We start from the raw sequence: 13894 nt of genomic DNA on the forward strand, positions 1-13894 counted from the left end.
CGGATTTAAAGATGTCCGCAGTTTATCTCCGGTGGGGGGGCAGACGAAATCGAGCAAATGAAATCGCAGCCAGTTTGGGGCTCACGCTTGTAGACTTGAAATGGCAAGCAAAGCACCCCTTAGTGGTTGCGATTCGGTACCCCGTTCAATTCGTGCAAACCCTGATGCGCCTAATTGCATATCGCCCCAGGGTAGTTATTAGCCAGCATACGCAGCCGTTCTGCTCTCTGGCCGCCGCCATTTACTGCCGGGCAGTAGGCGCGGTGCTCATAACCGATTGTCACAATGGCCCATTTATCGACTCTCCTTGGAACAAACCACCCATTAGCTGGATTAATCGACTCGTATACCGTTGGGCGAAAGTCAACGTCGTTCATAATAAGGAGATTCACCGCTGGATAATAAATGAGGGTTGGCCAGGAAAGTTTGTGGTCCTTTACGACGTAATTCCGACAACACCACAAACGTCCGCAGGCGATATTTACGCAAATCAAGTTTTTGTGATGTGCTCTTGGTCGGAAGACGAGCCCATAAGCCAGATTCTTGGTGCTGCGAGACTACTTCCGTCACTTCGCTTTGTTATCAGCGGCCAACCTCGGGAGCGCCATAAAGCATTATTGCGCGATCTCCCTAACAATGTTCGGCTGTCGGGGTTTGTGTCAGACTTTGAATATGATTCGTTACTGAAGACTTCAGCTGTTGCTGTCGCGCTATCGACCAGAAAGGGTGTCCTAACCCGTGCATGCCATGAAGCAATAGGTGCGGGCACGCCCGTAGTGACAAGTGATGACCCTGCCACCCGCTGCTATCTTGAGGATGCCGCAGAATTCTCGTCAAACTCTGCCGAGTCAATTGCGAAGTGTATATCCAGCGCGTTAACGCAATCAGACACACTGCGGGAGAAAATTCCAAACTTGATCAAAAACCGACGAGAAGAGTGGATTGAGCAGGCCACGCACCTTGGCACGGTCGCCGGAGTTCAAACAAAGAACGGCAGATTTTGCTTGATCGAACCATGTCAGAGCAACCGTCCGTCTGTTGATGTCTAAGTACTAAGATTATGATAACGCGGAAATCCCTTACCTTAGCGACCAAACAATCCGACGCGACTAATGTGCTGAATCACATGGTCGAAAGATTTAACCAACCCAACAGCTTTAATCCCAGTATCGCCTATCGTAGCTCAAGTTGTTTTATGGCGCTGCGCCACTTCGGGCCGGACTCCACGCCCCCCTTTGAGGCCTCGCTACTACAATACGATATCGATAGTAATGTATTCGTCACAGTCAATTTATCCCATCACGCTGCGGAATACGGCGTCAGCGTGGTCGCTGACCCGAAGCTATTCGAGATGAACGACGAGATTTGGGTGACGTTCAATAGCGGCTGGGCAAGGAGCTCAAATTCGCTATATCTAATGCGGGTGTCGCCAACTCTGGGCCATCCAATAGAAGTCGAATATGCGAGTCGCCAGAGAATCGAGAAGAATTGGGCATTCTTTGTTCACGCTGGGCGCCTGAGAGCAGTGTATTCAATAACACCATTCAAACAGCTATCCTCCGATCCTCCCAATAACCAGTCCAAGAAGATAGTTTTTAACGATGATCCGGGCATGACGCTCGCGAATCACAACAAGCCTCTCGCCATAGGCACTCAGGCTATAAAAATAGAAAATGATTTATTCTTGATTGCGCACGAGAAACACTCGGTCCTTCAATACAGAGCTTACGCAGGTAGGTTAGTCAGATTACGTCTTTTCGACAGCCGGCCTCAAATCCTTGTTTCAGAGCGTAGACTCATCCATTCTTATTCGGCTCTCTTGGGCTCCTTCAGGAAGCACAACAAAAACCTGCTTAGCTGCACCTATTTTTCCGGTCTAGCATCACTCGGGAACGGCCGAGCAGTGATTGGGTACGGGATCAATGACCTGAGTACGGGGTTTGCAGAGGCTCATATCAAAGACTTATGAAGATCAGAACATTTTACTGGCACGATCGTGTCGTTTCTCGATTCGGATTAAAGGCTCGACGAGCTTTGGGCATGAGCGCGGAGCGTTTTTTCCTAGTAGGGAATGCCGGAGACATCCTTGCTGATCAACTGTTGCGCTGGCAGTATGATTGCGACACGATAAATGTTCGGCGAGGCGGGCATCGCCTGTTGCTAGTGGGTTCGATTGGACACCGCATTCAATCAGGAGATATAGCGTGTGGGATTGGCGTTAAATCACACGATATCCCAAAGGCCAACAAGGTCAAAATACAGGTCGTAGGATTGCGGGGCCCGATGAGCTACGACATTTTCAAAAGAGCCGGGCATGACGTGAGCGAAGTAAAGTTTCTTCTCGACCCTGGACTTCTAATGAGGTTTCTGGGCGACGAGATCCAAGAGCCCAGCAAGCCTCAAGGGTCAATTTTCATTCCACATTATCGAGAACGAGATCTATACCGTCACAATTTACAGAACGGAATCCGGTTCGTCGATATTGACGATAAACCACTAAATGTCGCAAGAGCAATACTTTCTTCAGAACTCGTGTTTTCTTCTTCATTGCACGGCGTCATTTTTGCTCACGCCCTTAACAGGCCGTGCGTGGTCGTGAAACCGCAGACTGGTGAGCCAACACTGAAATACGAAGACTACTTCTTATCGATCGGCAGAGACATGCCTCCTATGTTACGTGACATATCAGAAGTGAACTTTTTTAGCTGCCCAAACTCTCCGTTAACGTTAACGTATCAACTCAGCGATTTTGCGTTTCCAAAAAAAGAGCTTCTTTTTAGCGCTCGTATAGCCGTATGACTAAACCTATCGATAGGCGCCTACATCATGTCGCGGCTCACTTAGAGTCGGGAGAAACAAGATGCGAGAGAGACTATATTCGTGGATAAGGAACCCATCTCTTTTCCGAAAGTTGGTGTAATCTCGGGAAGATATCCCGCATCAGACTTCAAATCTTACATAAACCACAGGGCCTACTGCTCGCGACACGGCTATACCTACATCTATTGTAATTGGCCCACCGGACAAAAGAATCGATATCTAAATAAACTGGAGTATCTAAAAGAGTACATAGGCTTATTCGACTTCGTATTTTGGATTGACGACGATGCATTCTTCATTGATTTAGATGTTCCACTGTCAAAATTCTTACCACGATCGAACGAGTTCTTTTCAGTATGCAGTAGTCCGACTAACAGAAAGATCCATACCTACATTAGCTCTGGGCAACTGTTCCTGAGGTGTGATGCAACATCCAAGGATTTTATTGACGAAGTACTGTCTTGTGATCTCGATGCTGTCCGTAAATGGTGGCCTTCTGAGATGGGCTTCTTTACCAATGGAGATCAGGACAGCATGATTTACCTTCTTCACACAGACGCTCGTTTTCTAAACTATAGCCGCTATTCATTTGACGCGTTCAACAGTAGAGTCGAGGATCTGTTGAATGGAGATGAGGTATTCGTTCTTCATTTCACGGGCTCAGTTCGTACTAAGCGCAAAAAACTCAGGCTGGCGAGACGACATTTAAAGCGAGGCCCAACCTTACTCACATCAGGAGAGGAGCATAAGTGGAATCTCCTCCCAAAGTGGCGGTTTTTGGCTCAAAAAGTCAGGCATATAATGCCGAAGCTCTCCAAGTTCTAAGGTAAGGGGTGGGTGCACACTTTTTCTTTCTGTAGACGCAATCTGACATAGAATCGCGAAGCCCAAGGCCGATACGCGGCGCTGAAGTACAAATTGTTGCGAATATGGTTCCCTCTGCAGTGAATCACAAGCGGCAAGCTCGGCCGCCATAACTGAGAGGTCTCTTCTCGTGAACACCAACGGCAACTTCAAACAGACGCCCGGTAAGCTTTCATCACCTCATCCACAACCCCATACCCTTTAACCTGCCCATCATCTATCCACGCCGCCACGTCACAAACATCAGCAATCTGACTCTCTGAGTGAGACACCAGTACAACAGTCTGGTCGCCCTGTATTCGCTCGCGCATGGCTGAAGACGCCTTTTCCCGAAACGATCGATCGCCCACGCTCAAGACTTCATCGATCAACAGCACTTCAACCTTGGTCTCAAGCGCCGTGCTAAACCCCAGCCGCGCCCGCATTCCAGACGAGTAGGTGTTAACCGGCTCATCAAACGAAGCTCCAAGTTCAGAGAACTCTTTGATCGGCTCAAGACATTGCTCGGCCTCATCTCGACTCGCACCTTGCAACAACGCAGATAGTCGCGCGTTATCTCGACCGCTCAGCTGCGCTTGAAAGCCGAGGCCCAGCGTGAGCAAACTACACCGCGCCCCAGGCGCACGGCGAATCTCACCTGCGCTCGGCGCCAGGATCCCAGCCATGAGTCGTAACAAGGTCGTTTTGCCTGCGCCGTTACGGCCCAAAATCCCTAAAGTCTGCCCCCGGTAGAGCTTGAGAGACACATCATCCAGTACACGATGGATGCCTCGCTCAAAGTTCGCTCGACGCGCATGATAGGCGTGGGACACGCCCAGCAACTCGAGCATCACCTCTTTATCAGCCGCCTTGGAGCCGCTTTCAGAGTTACCGACAATATCTTGCGTGCTCACGACGTAATCGCCCGCAACGCCAAAAACTGGCTGTTTTTACGGAGCAAGTGCAGCATCACAGCGATTATCAAGCAGGCTGCGATAGCGACGGCCGCAAGATGGAACAAGTCTGGCGCCACTCCCACCATTAACACCTGCCGGTAAGCATCTATGATGAATGCCAAAGGGTTGAGGGCCAGCACCCAGTCGGTCATCTCGGGTGTTGCCAGTGCACGAACATCCCAAAATATTCCCGATGTAAATAACAAAAAAATCATCCCCATGCTGATCGCAATCGTGAAATCGAATACCAGGCACACCAGAAAAGCCGCGATGAGCGAGCCTGCAACTACCAAAAAGTAATTCACTACCAGAACGGGGATGAGCCACAGCCAGTTAGCACCCACGCCATAGCCATTCAACATTAAAAAAGCGAACAGCAGCGCAAAAACCGCCGCCTGCTTATACAAACCCTCATGCACCACAGCGAGAGGGAACAGTGCCTTGGGCAGATCAATTTTGCCAATGAGCCCCTTGCTGGCCACGATGCTTCTGGACGCGTGTACCACCGATTTAGAAAACCAGATAAACGTGAGCTTTCCGCACATCAAAAAAACCAAGAAATCAGCGCGGCGAGTGCCCAGCAGCACTTCGAACACAACATAAAAAACTGCCACATATAGCAAGGGCTCAAGCACCCACCAGAGGTAGCCGAGATAGAATCGCGATGCATCGGCCTTGAGCGACATACGAGCCATCTCATCAACCAGCATCCAAAAACGTCGTAGTGTCATGTCACAGTGTCATGTTGTCGAAACAAAAAGAACGAATTGCCATTCTATCAGTGGCCGCCGATAACGCGCAGCAGCGTAGAATAGGCGCATGAGTAAAAAATCAGCGACTCCCTCCCACCAAGCCCGCAAACGCTTTGGACAAAACTTCCTGCGCGACCCCGGGATCATTGATCGTCTGGAGCGAGCCATTGCAGCGGCCGAATCCCAGCATCTGGTAGAAATCGGCCCGGGCCTCGGCGCCCTCACCGACGCCCTGGTCCAAAGCGGCTGCCAGCTGGACGCTATTGAGCTGGATCGCGACCTGGTCACGCCGCTTCTGGCGGCGTTTAGCATTCACCCCAACTTCACCTTACATAGCGCCGATGCTCTAACGTTTGATTTTGCAAGCGTAGTGCATGATGGCGAGCAACTCCGGGTGGTCGGCAACCTCCCTTACAACATCTCTACGCCTTTGATTTTTCGGCTCCTTGAGCAAGCACTCATCATCAAGGACATGCACTTTATGTTGCAGCTGGAGGTCGTGCAGCGTCTTACCTCCCAACCCGGCAACAAGCATTGGGGTCGTCTGGGGATCATGGCGCAGTATCTGTGTCGGACAGAACTACTGTTCGAGGTGCCCCCCGAGGCTTTTGACCCTCCGCCCAAAGTACAGTCGGCGATCATCCGGCTTACGCCACACCCCAGCCCTTTGTTTCCTGACTGCAACGTTGCTGTGCTTGAGAAAGTCGTCAAAGCGGCCTTTGCACAGCGGCGTAAAACCCTGCGCAATAATCTCAAGGGCATGTTGGGCAATGAAGTGATCGAAGATTTGGGTATCGACCCTGGCTGCCGCGCAGAAACCCTAGAGCTTTCGCAATTTGTTACCCTGGCAAAGGCACTGGAAACAAACGGCTCGGAGTGAATCCGAGGCCGTGAGCAGCCGTCGACGTGCCAACACTTGCGCCTCACCAGAACAGCGCTTATAACGTGGCCATTGAGCGGCGTTACTTCCAGACAATTACTTTCGGGGCATTCCCATGAGCCAGATCAAGACTCTAAATCCGGCCCTTATTGGTATCGCCACGCAAACGACCTATCTGCCAACCCATTCGCGCCCTGAAGACAGCCAATATACGTTTGCCTACACCATCACCATCAGCAACGCCGGTGATGTGTCCGTGCAGTTGCTCTCAAGATTCTGGCAAATCACCGATGCAGATGGCGACGTGCAGGAAGTACGCGGCGAAGGCGTCATCGGAGAACAGCCCATCATCCGTCCCGGACGCTTTTTTCGGTATACCAGCGGCGCGAGGCTGCCGACGCCGGTGGGATACATGAACGGCGAATACACGATGGTTCTTCACGACGATGATCGTCCGCCGGACCCTAACGAGCAGCTCGCCTTCGAGGTCACCATTCCGGCATTTACGCTTCACACGCCTACATCCCTGAACTGAGACTGAGGCATATTTCATGGCCACCTGGGTCGTAGGCGATATCCAAGGCTGTAAACAGCCGCTCAAACGCCTACTCAAAAAAGTAGGCTTCAGCTGGGACCGGGACATGCTCTGGTGCACCGGCGACCTCATCAATCGAGGCCCTAATTGCCTAAAGACACTACGCTTTTTCTATAAACACCGGGACAACATACGTATCGTGCTGGGCAATCACGATCTGCATCTCATGGCCATTGCAGCAGGCGCGAAGCAGCTTGGGCGACACGACACGCTGGAACCTATTCTCCTCGCCGAGGACCGCGACGAGTTAATAGGCTGGCTGCATCAGCAGCCCCTTCTATATCAGGAGCACGGCTTTGCCTTGGTGCATGCCGGCATCCCACCCCGGTGGTCTCTAAAACAGGCGGCCAAGCGTGCCCGAGAAGTAGAAGCCGTCCTCAAAAGTCCCGATTGCACAGCTTTCTTTGCCGCGATGTATGGCAACGAGCCTTCACTATGGTCCGATGATCTCGAAGGTATGGAACGATTACGGGTCATTACCAACCACCTCACCCGCATGCGTTACTGCTATGAAGACGGTCGTCTGGATCTGCTCAGTAAGGGCCCCTTAAGCAACCCCGGAGGGGCCGCGGCCAAGAGCAAGGCGCTGGACGCCTGGTTCAACTACCCGAACCGTAAAGCCGCGAACGACAAAATTCTGTTTGGTCACTGGGCCTCTTTACAGGGCCAGACGAGTACCGCCAACGCTATCGGGCTAGATACAGGCTGTGTGTGGGGCAACTCCATGACGTTTTACAACCTGGAGACCGGCGAGCGCGTGTCAGAACCTTGCCACTGCTAACATCCTACCCATGAAAACCTACCTGGTCGGCGGCGCAGTCCGCGACGAACTCCTGAACTATCCCGTCAAAGAGCGGGACTGGGTGGTTGTGGGCGCCACGCCCCGGGAGTTACTAGATCTTGGCTACACGCAGGTGGGCAAAGACTTTCCGGTGTTTCTGCATCCCCAGAGCAAAGAGGAATACGCGCTGGCCCGTACCGAGCGTAAAAAGGGTCATGGCTACACCGGCTTCGAAACCCACTACGACCCCAACGTGACGCTGGAAGACGACCTCAAACGCCGCGACCTGACCATCAACGCTATCGCCAAAGATGACGATGGCTCGCTGATCGATCCCTATGGCGGATTCAGGGACTTAGAGTCGCGGCTGCTCCGCCACGTTTCTGAGGCCTTCACCGAAGATCCGCTGAGAGTACTTCGCGTGGCACGTTTTGCCGCCCGGTACGCGCACTTAGGATTCTCTGTGGCCGACGTGACCCTCACCCTCATGACGGACATCGTGGCGCAGGGCGAGCTACAGTACCTGCCCCCGGAGCGTATCTGGGTGGAGACCGAGCGAGCGCTCAGAGAGCGCGATCCCCAGGTTTTTATCGAGGTACTGCGCCAGTGTGGGGCGCTGAAAGCACTGCTACCCGAACTCGACGCTTTATTCGGCGTTCCACAAAAAGCCAACTATCACCCCGAGATCGATACCGGCGTGCATGTCTTGATGGCGATTGAGCAGGCCGCACTGCTCTCTCGCCAACGCAGCGCAAAGGCCACAGCAGCGGCCGCAACTGAATCCGGAAACAGCCAAGTGGTCTTTGCTGCGCTCACCCACGACCTTGGCAAAGGGATTACCCCAGACGATGTTCTGCCCAGCCACCGTGGACATGAGACAGCAGGACTACCGCTGGTAGAAGATGTCTGCGCACGCTTCAAAGTACCGAACGCCCACCGCCAACTCGCCCTGTCGGTCTGTGAATACCATCTGCACATGCACCGGGCGCGAGAACTCCGTGGCGAGACTTTGCTCAAACTACTTGAAGCCACCGGTGCGCTGCGCCAGACGGAGCGATTCGAAAACTATCTTATGGCCTGCGAAGCCGATTCCCGAGGCCGGGCCGGCTTGGAGGATCAGAATTACCCGCAGGCGGACTATCTGCGGCGCGCAAGAGACATTGCTGTCGCCGTAACGGTTGTAGATTTAGATGTGTCGGGTCTTAAAGGTAAGGCCATAGGTGACGCGCTGCGCGATGAACGTATCAAGCGACTCACTCAGTTTCGCAAGGATTCCGCATCCAGTGACACTGGGGACAGCGGTTGAGACGCTGCGTCGTAAGCGGTCCACAGCTCGCCAAAGCTCTTATTAACGCCCGGATGAATGGCGTCGGCCGCTAACTCTGCCAGCGGACGCAGTACAAAAGCGTTTTCCAGTATCTCTCCTCGTGGCAATGCCACCCCATCAACGACGCCACACACATCGCCGTAGACCAAGATATCGATATCTAAGCTGCGCGGGCTAAAGCGAGACGCGTTTTCGGGACGACCATGGGCGTACTCGATGGTCCTTATCGCCCTTTGCAACTCTCCCACGGCAAGCGAGGTCTGGGCCTCGATCACCAAATTCCAAAACGGTGCGCCCGAAAACCCAATCGCAGCACCTTCATAGACGGGTGAAATCCGCAAAGCGCCCAGCAATGCCTCAAGCTCCGACAAACCCAGGGGCAAGTAACGAGCCGGCTCGATATTGCTGCCCAGACCTAAAAACAAACGCGTCATGCAGGTTGCAGCCCCCGCTCGATAAGCACGCCAACATCCAGAGCCTCGCTGACCGCACCGGGCTTACATAAACGCAGGCGCAGCCAGGGCACAGAGAACTCTGCCATCACCAAGCTTGCTAACTCACTGGCCATCTTCTCTATCAACTCAAAACTGTTCTCGGCCGCAAAAGCCCGTAAACGGCTTGCGACGGCGGAGTAATCCAGCGCGTCAGCCACATCATCACTGGCGCCTGCAGGAGAAATATCCCAAGCCATTTCCAAATCCAACAACAGCTCTTGACGAACCTCTCGCTCCCAGGCGTAGACGCCGATCACCGTGGGGAGCCGCAGTGCGCGGATAAAAACAATATCGTTCACAAAGCGCTCCCGGATGATGCCGCCACCTGAATGGGCGGAAGTTCGGTCATAGGCCATCGCGGCCTCACCTGCACCTCTGCACCATCAGCTTGACCAGCGGCCAGACGCTGAGCTCCCGCATAGGCAATCATCGCGCCGTTATCCGTACAAAACTGTAGCGCGGGATAAAACACCTCGGCGCCCTGCTTAGCTAAGGTTTCTGCCAACTGTTTGCGAAGATTGCGATTGGCGCTCACACCACCTGCCATGACCAGACGATCCAGGCTCTCCTGCGCCAGCGCGCGACGACACTTGATCACCAGGGTAGAGACCACCGCCTCTTCAAAGGCTCGGGCAATGTCGGCTTTATCCTGATTGGTCAAAGGCGCCTCTGCTTCCAGTGCACGCACGGTGGTCAGGGTATGGGTCTTGAGTCCGCTGAATGAGAAATTCAGTCCCGGGCGATTGATCATGGGTCTTGGAAAATTAAACCGCTTGGGGTCGCCATCTTCGGCGATGCGAGCGATTTGAGGCCCGCCGGGATACGGTAAGCCGAGCATTTTTGCTGCTTTATCAAAGGCTTCGCCCGCAGCGTCGTCCAGAGACTCACCCAGTATTTGATACTCACCAATACCGTCCACCCGCACCAGCTGCGTGTGTCCGCCAGAGACCAGCAAGGCCACAAAGGGAAACTCCGGCCGATTCTCTTCCAGCATGGGAGCCAGTAGGTGCCCTTCCATGTGATGCACGCCCAGCGCGGGAACATCCCAGCCAAGCGCAAGCGCGCGTGCGATTGTCGCGCCCACCATCAGGGCTCCCACGAGGCCGGGCCCTGCGGTGTAGGCCACCGCGTCGACATCGCTGTTCTTTAAACCAGCAGCCGCCAAGACCTCTTGCACCAAAGGCAAGGTCTTGCGCACATGGTCCCGCGAGGCCAACTCGGGCACGACACCGCCGTATTCACGGTGCACAGCTATCTGACTGTATAAGATATGCGCAAGAAGGCCGCGCTCCGTGCTATACAGCGCCACGCCGGTCTCATCGCAGGAGGTTTCTATGCCGAGAACGTTCATGATCGGGTCCTTTTTAGCGCCGAAGTCACCTGGCAGCGGCGCGCGAGGCGCAAGTCTAATGAATCCCAGCTATGGGCGACAGGCCCGATACCAATATCGGAGCAGCCTAAGGACAAAAATCCGGATAACTGACCTTTGCAAATCCAACAAGCTGCGTATAGAATGCGCGCCCTCGCGCTGGTGGGCGATAACTTTTCGTCTCCGGCAGGTATAGACAGGACAGGATTTAGATGCCTCACATCAAGGTTAAAGAAAACGAGCCATTTGACGTCGCTCTGCGCCGTTTTAAGCGCTCTTGCGAAAAGGCAGGTGTACTTTCGGAAATACGTCGCCGCGAGCATTATGAGAAGCCCACAACCGTTCGTAAGCGAGCTGCTGCCGCTGCGGTTAAGCGCCACCTCAAAAAAATGTCTCGCGAGAACCGTAAGCGCGTTCGTCTCTACTAAGTATTTTGCCTGGGATAGCGTTGCTATCTCGGGGTGCGGTGGGATCGACTTACTCGCCCCCACCCGGAAAATCTCCTGTTAGAGCCAACCTTGCAGCTGCAAGGTTAGCTATTAGCGCATAACCTCTCAGACAAACCTTAGCGATTATCATGAGCGAACCGGCCATCATCCCTTCAGCAACTCAGGCAGCCATCAAGCTTGCCATGAAGGAAGCGATGAAAAGTCGCGATAAAGAACGCCTGGCAACTATCCGTCTCATGCAGGCGGAGTTCAAACGTATCGAAGTCGATGAGCGCATCGTGCTGGATGAAGCTCGCGTGATGACTGTGCTCGATAAGATGATCAAGCAGCGCCGCGACTCCTATAAGCAATTCGCAGATGCGGGTCGTGATGACCTGGCGACCCAGGAAGCATCAGAAATTGCTGTGATTCAGGAATATCTTCCCGCGCAACTTAGCGACGAAGAACTCGAGACGCTCATTGATGCAGCCATTGCAGCTGCGGATGGCTCAGGCATGCAGGCGATGGGTGTGGTCATGGGCCAACTCAAGCCTCAGCTTCAGGGTCGCGCCGACATGGGCGCCGTCAGCCAAAAAGTCAAAGCTCGTCTCGTCGGGTAATTGCGGTCCAAAGATAACACGCAGGACCCCGTGGCATAATCTGGCGCACACGAGTCTGCCGACCTACATGGCAAAAGACTAAGCATGGCCGGACGAATACCCCAAAGTTTTATTGATGACTTACTTGATCGCGTCGATATCGTTGATGTGATAGATCGGCGCGTGAAACTTAAAAAAACCGGCAAGAACTTCAGCGCCCGATGCCCGTTCCATGACGAGAAGTCGCCGTCTTTTAGCGTGAACCCCGAGAAGCAGTTTTACTACTGTTTTGGCTGCGGCGCTGGCGGTAACGCCCTCGGATTCCTCATGGACTACGAGAACATCGACTTCCCCCAGGCCATAGAAAACCTTGCCGGCGGTGTAGGTCTTGAGGTTGTGAGAGAAGAGAGCCGAGGTCAATCCAGTGCCGGGCCCGGTGAGTCACCCAACAAGCCTCTCTATGCGCTCATGGAACGCTCAACTGATTTTTACAAAGACGCTCTCAAGCAGCACCCCAAAAGACAGGCGGCGGTCGACTACCTGAAAAACCGCGGTCTCACGGGGATCGTGGCCCGGGACTTTGGTCTGGGCTTTGCACCACCGGGCTGGAACAACCTTCTATCGTTTTTGGGGGATGACGAAACAACACAGACTCGCGCCATCACCGCAGGCATGTTGGTTAAAAACGACTCAGGCCGGGTGTATGACCGCTTTCGGGACCGCATTGTGTTCCCCATCCGGGATCGTCGCGGTCGTGTCATTGCTTTCGGGGGCCGGGTTCTCGGGGATGACAAACCCAAGTACCTGAACTCACCAGAATCCCCCATATTCCACAAAGGCAGGGAGCTGTACGGCCTCTACGAGGCGCGCAGAGCCAATCGTAAACTTGAGCGCATCATTGTGGTCGAGGGTTACATGGACGTGATCGCCCTCGCCCAGGCGGGGATTAGCTATGCGGTTGCAACCCTGGGGACAGCCACCAGCACTGAGCACCTGGACCGAATCTTCCGGGTCGTACCGGAGGTGGTGTTCTGCTTTGATGGCGATGAAGCCGGCCGAAAGGCCGCTGAACGTGCGCTGCACAACACATTGCCGACCATGGCTGACGGACGACAGGCTCGTTTTTTGTTTCTGCGCGAGGGCGAAGACCCGGATTCGCTGGTTCGCAAGGAAGGCACCCAGGCATTTTTAGATTTAGTCCAGGCTGCCGTCCCCCTTGAGGAGTTTCTGTTCCAGAGCCAGGCCGCGGGCCTTGATATCGGCACCATGGAAGGCCGTGCAAGACTGTCCAAACGCGCCCTACCGCTTATCCGGGTCCTTCCCGAAGGTGTCTACCGTGAACTCATGTTCCAATCGCTGGCGCAGCGCACCGGGCTTGACCTTGCCAGCCTCATGAAACTAGAGCTCCCACCACCGCAACCCCCTCCCACCGCTGAAGCGACACCGGATGATGGGTACTACGCGAGCTTCGATGATGCTCCACCGCCGGATGACGGCGACTGGGGGCCGGCCGATGAAGAACCAAGCCCCCGTCAACGCGCCCCACTTAGCAAAGCACCGCATGCCCATGCTACGCTTACGCAAGCAGCAATGGCGCTGCTTCTGCACAAACCCGGTGTCGCCACCCTGGCGGACGCTCATGCGTTGTCGGCACTGTCCGGTCACGAGGGTGATCTGCTCAAAGCTATTATCGAACTTCTGCAAAAACGCCCCGAATCAAGCACCGGAATGCTTTTGGGACACTGGCACGGCAGCCAAGAAGGCGAGCTGCTGGCAGAGCTTGCGGGGCAGGAGCGGCTCATTCCGACAGACGGCATCGAGGCACAGTTTGAGGATATTATGCGCCGCCTGACCTCCCTACCCCTGCGCCAGCGCATCGTCGATGAGATCAGCGGTCTCAAAGGCCGTCCTTACGCCCAAATGACCGCAGACGACAAGGCCCGATTACCGGAGCTCATCAGAGCCCTTCGGGACCTGGATACCCGTAGCGGCCCCGCAGGCCAGTAAATGCAGCGCCATGTGTCACCCTAAGCACGACAGAAAAACAACA

16 protein-coding genes are annotated in these 13894 nt (G+C 54.2%); 11 read left to right on the forward strand and 5 right to left on the reverse strand.

What is annotated here, in order from left to right; translation table 11 throughout:
* From ACI9KD_RS07260 to ACI9KD_RS07275, 4 genes are all read left to right on the forward strand, one after another.
* Positions 1–1049: glycosyltransferase (locus tag ACI9KD_RS07260; RefSeq protein ID WP_414980494.1), on the forward strand; the 1049-nt coding region annotated here is incomplete at its 5' end.
* Positions 1050–1126: 77 nt separating this feature from the next.
* Positions 1127–1969: a hypothetical protein gene (locus ACI9KD_RS07265; protein ID WP_414980495.1), complete on the forward strand. Its 843-nt coding sequence runs from the start codon at positions 1127–1129 to the stop codon at positions 1967–1969.
* A 71-nt stretch (positions 1970–2040) separates the two neighbouring features.
* On the forward strand, positions 2041–2799 hold the full coding sequence (locus ACI9KD_RS07270) for a polysaccharide pyruvyl transferase family protein (protein ID WP_414980496.1): 759 nt from the start codon (positions 2041–2043) through the stop codon (positions 2797–2799).
* A gap of 81 nt (positions 2800–2880) precedes the next feature.
* Positions 2881–3645 carry a hypothetical protein gene (locus tag ACI9KD_RS07275; RefSeq protein ID WP_414980497.1) on the forward strand — a complete coding sequence of 255 codons (765 nt, stop codon included), beginning with the start codon at positions 2881–2883 and terminating at the stop codon, positions 3643–3645.
* Between the two features lie 188 nt (positions 3646–3833).
* Here the strand turns inward: ACI9KD_RS07275 and ACI9KD_RS07280 are convergent, their stop codons facing one another.
* Both ACI9KD_RS07280 and ACI9KD_RS07285 read right to left on the reverse strand, forming a co-directional pair.
* Positions 3834–4577, reverse strand: a complete 744-nt coding sequence (locus ACI9KD_RS07280) for an ABC transporter ATP-binding protein (RefSeq protein ID WP_414980498.1) — start codon at positions 4575–4577, stop codon at positions 3834–3836.
* Entirely contained in the window at positions 4574–5350 is a 777-nt protein-coding gene (locus tag ACI9KD_RS07285) for an ABC transporter permease (RefSeq protein WP_414980499.1), read from the reverse strand. The genes ACI9KD_RS07280 and ACI9KD_RS07285 overlap by 4 nt, the downstream gene beginning before the upstream one ends.
* Before the next feature lie 88 nt (positions 5351–5438).
* Here ACI9KD_RS07285 and rsmA point away from each other — a divergent pair, with 88 nt between their 5' ends.
* The 4 genes from rsmA to ACI9KD_RS07305 all read left to right on the forward strand — a co-directional run bounded on the left by rsmA (position 5439) and on the right by ACI9KD_RS07305 (position 8933).
* Positions 5439–6251, forward strand: a complete 813-nt coding sequence (gene rsmA, locus ACI9KD_RS07290) for a 16S rRNA (adenine(1518)-N(6)/adenine(1519)-N(6))-dimethyltransferase RsmA (protein WP_414980500.1) — start codon at positions 5439–5441, stop codon at positions 6249–6251.
* A gap of 115 nt (positions 6252–6366) precedes the next feature.
* The gene (gene apaG, locus ACI9KD_RS07295) at positions 6367–6786 is read left to right on the forward strand and encodes a Co2+/Mg2+ efflux protein ApaG (protein WP_414980501.1); all 420 of its coding nucleotides are present in this window, start codon (positions 6367–6369) and stop codon (positions 6784–6786) included.
* A 16-nt stretch (positions 6787–6802) separates the two neighbouring features.
* Positions 6803–7627, forward strand: a complete 825-nt coding sequence (locus tag ACI9KD_RS07300; RefSeq protein WP_414980502.1) for a symmetrical bis(5'-nucleosyl)-tetraphosphatase — start codon at positions 6803–6805, stop codon at positions 7625–7627.
* Between the two features lie 10 nt (positions 7628–7637).
* On the forward strand, positions 7638–8933 hold the full coding sequence (locus ACI9KD_RS07305) for a multifunctional CCA addition/repair protein (RefSeq protein WP_414980503.1): 1296 nt from the start codon (positions 7638–7640) through the stop codon (positions 8931–8933).
* Here ACI9KD_RS07305 and folK read toward each other — a convergent pair.
* From folK to tsaD, 3 genes are read right to left on the reverse strand one after another with little or no spacing between them, the layout of a single operon-like run.
* A complete protein-coding gene (gene folK / locus ACI9KD_RS07310) occupies positions 8885–9388 on the reverse strand; it encodes a 2-amino-4-hydroxy-6-hydroxymethyldihydropteridine diphosphokinase (protein WP_414980504.1) in 504 nt (167 codons plus the stop codon). The two genes, ACI9KD_RS07305 and folK, sit on opposite strands and share 49 nt — an antisense overlap.
* The gene (gene folB, locus ACI9KD_RS07315) at positions 9385–9747 is read right to left on the reverse strand and encodes a dihydroneopterin aldolase (RefSeq protein WP_414980505.1); all 363 of its coding nucleotides are present in this window, start codon (positions 9745–9747) and stop codon (positions 9385–9387) included. The genes folK and folB overlap by 4 nt, the downstream gene beginning before the upstream one ends.
* The gene (tsaD, locus tag ACI9KD_RS07320) at positions 9744–10799 is read right to left on the reverse strand and encodes a tRNA (adenosine(37)-N6)-threonylcarbamoyltransferase complex transferase subunit TsaD (RefSeq protein WP_414980506.1); all 1056 of its coding nucleotides are present in this window, start codon (positions 10797–10799) and stop codon (positions 9744–9746) included. Before tsaD ends, folB begins: the two co-directional genes overlap by 4 nt.
* Positions 10800–11029: 230 nt before the next feature.
* Here tsaD and rpsU point away from each other — a divergent pair, with 230 nt between their 5' ends.
* The 3 genes from rpsU (at position 11030) to dnaG (ending at position 13851) form a co-directional block, all read left to right on the forward strand.
* Positions 11030–11245, forward strand: a complete 216-nt coding sequence (gene rpsU, locus ACI9KD_RS07325; RefSeq protein WP_414980507.1) for a 30S ribosomal protein S21 — start codon at positions 11030–11032, stop codon at positions 11243–11245.
* A gap of 149 nt (positions 11246–11394) precedes the next feature.
* The gene (locus ACI9KD_RS07330; RefSeq protein WP_414980508.1) at positions 11395–11865 is read left to right on the forward strand and encodes a GatB/YqeY domain-containing protein; all 471 of its coding nucleotides are present in this window, start codon (positions 11395–11397) and stop codon (positions 11863–11865) included.
* Positions 11866–11949: 84 nt separating this feature from the next.
* Entirely contained in the window at positions 11950–13851 is a 1902-nt protein-coding gene (gene dnaG, locus ACI9KD_RS07335; protein ID WP_414980509.1) for a DNA primase, read from the forward strand.
* Positions 13852–13894 lie beyond the last annotated feature (43 nt).

The organism is Congregibacter sp. (assembly GCF_047617445.1).
In the GTDB taxonomy this organism is placed as follows: Bacteria; Pseudomonadota; Gammaproteobacteria; order Pseudomonadales; family Halieaceae; genus Congregibacter.

Coding starts and splice junctions, on each gene's coding strand:
- tsaD (WP_414980506.1), bottom strand. CDS start 10,799: ATGAACGTTCTCGGCATAGAAACCTCCTGCGATGAGACCGGCGTGGCG.
- ACI9KD_RS07285 (WP_414980499.1), bottom strand. CDS start 5,350: ATGACACTACGACGTTTTTGGATGCTGGTTGATGAGATGGCTCGTATG.
- rpsU (WP_414980507.1), top strand. CDS start 11,030: ATGCCTCACATCAAGGTTAAAGAAAACGAGCCATTTGACGTCGCTCTG.
- rsmA (WP_414980500.1), top strand. CDS start 5,439: ATGAGTAAAAAATCAGCGACTCCCTCCCACCAAGCCCGCAAACGCTTT.
- ACI9KD_RS07265 (WP_414980495.1), top strand. CDS start 1,127: ATGGTCGAAAGATTTAACCAACCCAACAGCTTTAATCCCAGTATCGCC.
- ACI9KD_RS07300 (WP_414980502.1), top strand. CDS start 6,803: ATGGCCACCTGGGTCGTAGGCGATATCCAAGGCTGTAAACAGCCGCTC.
- ACI9KD_RS07270 (WP_414980496.1), top strand. CDS start 2,041: ATGAGCGCGGAGCGTTTTTTCCTAGTAGGGAATGCCGGAGACATCCTT.
- apaG (WP_414980501.1), top strand. CDS start 6,367: ATGAGCCAGATCAAGACTCTAAATCCGGCCCTTATTGGTATCGCCACG.
- ACI9KD_RS07330 (WP_414980508.1), top strand. CDS start 11,395: ATGAGCGAACCGGCCATCATCCCTTCAGCAACTCAGGCAGCCATCAAG.
- dnaG (WP_414980509.1), top strand. CDS start 11,950: ATGGCCGGACGAATACCCCAAAGTTTTATTGATGACTTACTTGATCGC.
- ACI9KD_RS07305 (WP_414980503.1), top strand. CDS start 7,638: ATGAAAACCTACCTGGTCGGCGGCGCAGTCCGCGACGAACTCCTGAAC.
- folK (WP_414980504.1), bottom strand. CDS start 9,388: ATGACGCGTTTGTTTTTAGGTCTGGGCAGCAATATCGAGCCGGCTCGT.